Origin of the sequence: Streptomyces lushanensis, from assembly GCF_001700515.1 — a bacterium.
Lineage (GTDB): Bacteria > Actinomycetota > Actinomycetes > Streptomycetales > Streptomycetaceae > Streptomyces > Streptomyces lushanensis.
Genome location: NZ_MAUD01000108.1, coordinates 1 through 4,723, shown reverse-complemented (window position 1 = coordinate 4,723; position 4,723 = coordinate 1). Strand labels below are relative to the sequence as shown.

Below are 4,723 nucleotides of genomic sequence, written 5' to 3'. Positions count from 1 at the left end.
CGGCCCGGACCATTCGGGGACCGGGACGGGCGCCGGTGCTCCGGCGGAGACGGAGGAGTACGGGGACGGGGACGGGGGCGAGGAGGAGTTCGACGACGAGTCGCCGGACGAGCCCTGACACACGTCGGGGGCCCGGGGCTTGAGCCGGACGGAAAGGCGGGGAGCCGGCACGCCGGGGAGCCGGGCCCGGAGGCCAGGGGCCGGGGGTCCCCTGGCGGCGGAAGGGAGTACGTACCGTCCCGGCCTGGGACGGTACGTACTCTCACCGCATGGCCGGGACCGGCCTGAGCAGATCCCTCCGCGCCTTCCCGACCTCCTGCCGCACCCGGCCAGGTGGTTCGTCCATCAGGTCCGCGATCTCGTCGTAGGAGAGTCCGGCGAAGTCGCTCAGCGCCAGCATGGCCCGCTGTCTGGGCGGGAGCCGACGTAAACCCGACTCGAAGGCACCGGCGCCCGGGTCCGCGGCGTCCGGGTCGGCGGTGCGCGAGGCGGGGGCGGGGGCCAGGGTCAGCGAGTGGATAACAGCGCGGCGGTCGAAGAGGGCGTGCGCCGCGGGAAGGGCCCTCCCATCCGTCCCGCCGCCGTCGGCGAGCCTCCTCCAGACGTCCCGCAGCGCCGCCGTGGCGGCGGCCCGGGCGGCTTCCTCGTCACAGGTGATGAGCCGGCACAGGCCCAGGAGCCGGGCCCGGTGACGGCCGGCCAGTTCGGTGAAGGCCGCGCGGGCGCCCTGCGCGCCACGGTTGAGCAGTTCGGTGGTGTCGGCGGTTCCGGCCATGTTCTCCGGTCCGTACATGTCCGTGCTCCTCAGTCTCAGTTCCGAGGAGTGGACCGTAGGCACCGGTGGACGGCATCACCACATCAGAAGATGCCATCGGGCGAACTTCTCAGCGGCCCAGCCGGTCCAGCACGACCGCGCCGCCGCAGCACACGAGAGCCGCGACGAGCAGCCACATCGAGCCCGCGACGGCCCGGTACTTCACGGACACGATCAGACTGACCTGGCGCAGCTGACTGACCGTCAGGTCGAGCCGCGTGGCGGCCGACCGGCCTATCGCGGCGCCCAGTTCCGCGTCGGTGCCGTATCCGGCGGCGTCGCCGAAGTACTCCACCGTCGAGGCGCCGGTGGCACCGCCGCGCCGCGAGCTGCGCGGGTAGACCACACTGCCGAGAAGACCGATCCCGCCCACTCCCGCGGCCAGCCCGATCCACCACAACCACTGCACGGACGCGGCCAGTTCCAGCGGCGACCAGGACCTGGCCAGCAGCCCGCCGGCCAGTGCCCCGCCTCCGATCCCGGCGCCGGCCAGGAGGATCTGGGCCTTGTTGTCGGCCCGGTCGACCTCGGAGCGTGCTTCGGCGAGCAGCGTGGCGGCGTACTCCAGGGCGGCCTCGTGCGGCGGGGACGGCTCCGGAGCGGGGAGGGCGGCGGGCCGGCGTACGGCGTCGAGCACCCTGGACAACCACGAATCGGACATACCCCAATTCTGCCACCCGGCGCCGGATCGCGGCTTCGGTCTTGAGCAGAGCGCCGCGACGGCGCCGGTATCCGTGTGGCCCCGGCCGAGCCGGCCGGGGCCGTCGCCCGCGCGCGTGAGCGGCGGTCCCGGGAGGGCCGTCAGAACGAGTTCGGATCTATCGTTCCGGTGACCAGGCCGGTGAGGAACTGACGCAGCGTCGCGGGCTGTACGGGTCGCTCCTCGCCCGCCGCCCGCCGGGCGGTGACGGGAACGGCGGGTATCTCGAAGCCTGGCCTGAGCCGGTATCTGATCGGCAGCGCGCGCAGACCGCGTACGAAGGGCGAGGAACGCCACGGGAGCCGGTCCGTCGGTACCGCCAGTTCGAGATGCTCGAACTGCTCGAACAGGGATTCAAGGGCCAGTGTGGTGATGGTGGTCGCCAGTTCCCGCGCCGGGCACTGCCGTGGGCCCGCGCCCCAGGAGAGATGGGCACGGGTGCTGGTCGCCCGGTGGGCCGACGCGCCGGCCGCGAAGCGTACGTCGGTGTGTGTGGCGGCCGTGGCGATCCACACCGGTTCGCCCGCCCGGATGATGTACTCGCCCAGCCGCTGGTCGGTCACCGGGAACCGCGGTGTGAAGTTGGCCAACGGCGGCTTGCGGAGGACGACATGGTTGACGGCCTCACGGATCATGCCCGCCGACAGACTCGCGCGTGCGCGGCCGTCGCCGGTGATGATCTCGACGACGGAGTTCGCGATGAGGATGCCGCCGTGGTCGGCGATCATGCCCATGAGCATGGTGAGTTCATGGGCCAGTTCCGAGGCCGTCAGAGTCGGCCGCGCGGCCAGCAGGTAGGAAGGGAAGTCCTCGCCAGGCCGCCTCCGTTTCTCCTCGCCGAGCCTGCCCATGGCGGCGAGGACCCGCTCGGAGGCCCGCGCCGAGGCCGGTCCCGCGTCCAGGATCCGCCAGATGTCCATGAGGGCCTCGTCATCGAGGGAGCCGGAGGCGCCCAGCAGTTCGCCCGCGACCATCAGCGGCAGCGGCCGGGAGAACTGCGCGGCCAGATCCGCGATCCCCGATCTGCCGCCCTGCGCGAGAAGTCCGATGAGGTCCTTCGCCGTCCGGCGGATGTTCTCCCTGAGCCTGCGGGTCTGCGGATGGCCCGGGTCCTGGAAGGGCTTCAGCGCCGCGTCCCAAGCGGCCCGGTAGGCCGCGTGGCCGGGACCGCCGCGCGCCATCATGTTCTCGGCGGTCAGCGCGGGGGCGACCGGCCAGTCGTACGGGACGCGGCCCTCGTTGCGGGCGCGCCAGTACTGCATGCCCTTGGGCCACATCGCGTCGTTCTGGAGTACGTGCAGGGCTTCCGGATAGCCCAGCACCAGCCACACGGGCACCCCCAGCAGATCCACCGGGGCGACGGCGCCGTGCCGCCGGCGAAGACGCTCGTGCACAGCCTCCGGGTTGTCCTGGTACTCACGCCCGAGCAGAGGCTCGGCCGGCAGTAACTCCAAAGTGATGTCCGGGGGGTGTCCCCCGCTGACTCGTTCCACGTCGGTCTCTTCCCACGGTGCGGCGCACCGCGCCGCGAGTCGGCCGGCGGCACGGCGAACTGAGCGGCCGTCAGCAAGCAGCACACAAGCCTGACATGGGGTGATCTCCACCGGCCGACCAGTCGCGTCACACACTGCTACGGAGTGGACACGATTGCCAAGCCCGGCAGCGTCAAGGCTTGGACAACAAATCCTCGGCGGACGGTGTTCACACCGTTGCCGACGGTGTTCGTCAAAAGCCTTGCCCCGGTCCCGCCCTCAGAAGAAGCGGACCGGGATCTCGGCCGGGGCCGCGAGCAGATCAGAGATCTCGTCGTCCAGCCGGACCAGGGTGATGGAGGCGCCCGCCATGTCGAGCGAGGTGCAGTATTCGCCCACATAGCTGCGGCGGATCTGGATGCCGCGTTCCGTGAGCTGCCTGTGCGCCAGCCCGTACACCAGGTAGAGCTCGCCGATGGGTGTGCCGCCCAGGCCGTTGACCATCAGCGCGACACCGTCACCGGAGGTGTAGGGGAGATCGTCGACGACAGCGGTGACCAGCTCCCGCACCATCGCGTCGGCGGGCCGGAGCTTCTCCCGCCGCCGCCCGGGCTCGCCGTGGATGCCCACGCCCATCTCGACCTCGTCCCCGGGCAGATCGAACAGCGGGGATCCCTTGGCCGGCGGAGTGCACGCGGTCAGGGCCATCCCCATGGTCCGGGTGACGGAGTTGACCTTCGCGCCGATCCGGTGCACCTCGTCGAGATCGGCTCCTCGCTCCGCCGCCGCGCCGACGGCCTTCATCACGAAGAAGTTGCCCGCCACCCCACGGCGGCCGACCGTGTAGGTGGAGTCCTGCACGGACACATCGTCATCGATGTACAGCGTGCGGACGGTGACACCGTCGGCCTCGGAGAGCTCTTCGGCCATCTCGAAGGCCATACGGTCGCCGGTGTAGTTGTTGACCAGCAGCAGCACGCCTTTCGCGGACGCGACGAGCTTGACCGTCTCGTACACGTAGTCGGCGGGCGGCGCGGAGAAGACATCGCCGGGACACGCGGCGTCCAGCATCCCCCTGCCCACGGTCATGGCATGGGCCGGTTCATGTCCCGACCCCGATCCCTGGACGATGGAGACCTTGTCCTGGCGCGGCGCGTCGGCACGCATGATCAGGTTGAACTCGGGGACGTAACGGAGGCTGTCCGGGTTGGCCAGGGCCAGCCCTTGCAGCATCTCGGGCACATAGTTCTTCGGGTCGTTGACGAACTTCTTCATGGGTGGGTCGCTCCTGGATCTCGACACTGAGGCAGGGACAAGGACAGGGACAGGGCTGGGAGTGGGCTGGGACTGGGCCGGGCCGGTGGGTCCGGATCGGTCGCGGCCGGCGGCCCGGAGGTCAGACGCGCCGGGCCCATTCGTCGGCGACGCGTTCCGCGATGACCGCGACGGCCACGGCTCCCGCGTCGGGCGAGCCGATGCTGCGCTCGCCCGTGTAGCTCGGCCTGCCGCGTCTGGCCAGCATCGGCGTGGTCGCGTCGGCGGCGGTACGGGCCGCCGTCGCCGCGACCCGCGCGGCGCCGGGCCCGGCCGCCGGCCCCGCCGCCGCGCCCTGTCCGCTCCGCAGCTCCTTCTCCAGCGCGTCGGTCATCGGGATCAACGCGTCCAGGAGCGTCTTGTCGCCGAGATCGGACCGGCCTCGTACCTTGATGCCCTCGGCGGCGGCGCGCAGCATGGCGA

Annotated in this window: 5 protein-coding genes; all 5 read right to left on the bottom strand. The window is 71.4% G+C overall.

Translation table 11 applies throughout. The features are described 5' to 3' along the window. Positions 1–262: 262 nt before the first annotated feature. Positions 263–793 carry an RNA polymerase sigma factor gene (locus BFF77_RS10335; protein ID WP_066946743.1) on the bottom strand — a complete coding sequence of 177 codons (531 nt, stop codon included), beginning with the start codon at positions 791–793 and terminating at the stop codon, positions 263–265. A gap of 91 nt (positions 794–884) precedes the next feature. Then, positions 885–1,475, bottom strand: a complete 591-nt coding sequence (locus BFF77_RS10330) for a Pycsar system effector family protein (protein WP_066946740.1) — start codon at positions 1,473–1,475, stop codon at positions 885–887. 140 nt (positions 1,476–1,615) lie between these two features. Beyond that, positions 1,616–3,007 carry a cytochrome P450 family protein gene (locus BFF77_RS10325; protein WP_066946737.1) on the bottom strand — a complete coding sequence of 464 codons (1,392 nt, stop codon included), beginning with the start codon at positions 3,005–3,007 and terminating at the stop codon, positions 1,616–1,618. A gap of 258 nt (positions 3,008–3,265) precedes the next feature. Then, the gene (gene dhaK / locus BFF77_RS10320) at positions 3,266–4,261 is read right to left on the bottom strand and encodes a dihydroxyacetone kinase subunit DhaK (RefSeq protein ID WP_066946734.1); all 996 of its coding nucleotides are present in this window, start codon (positions 4,259–4,261) and stop codon (positions 3,266–3,268) included. Positions 4,262–4,382: 121 nt separating this feature from the next. Continuing rightward, the coding region (locus BFF77_RS10315) for a DAK2 domain-containing protein (protein ID WP_141698410.1) at positions 4,383–4,723 on the bottom strand (341 nt) is incomplete at its 5' end.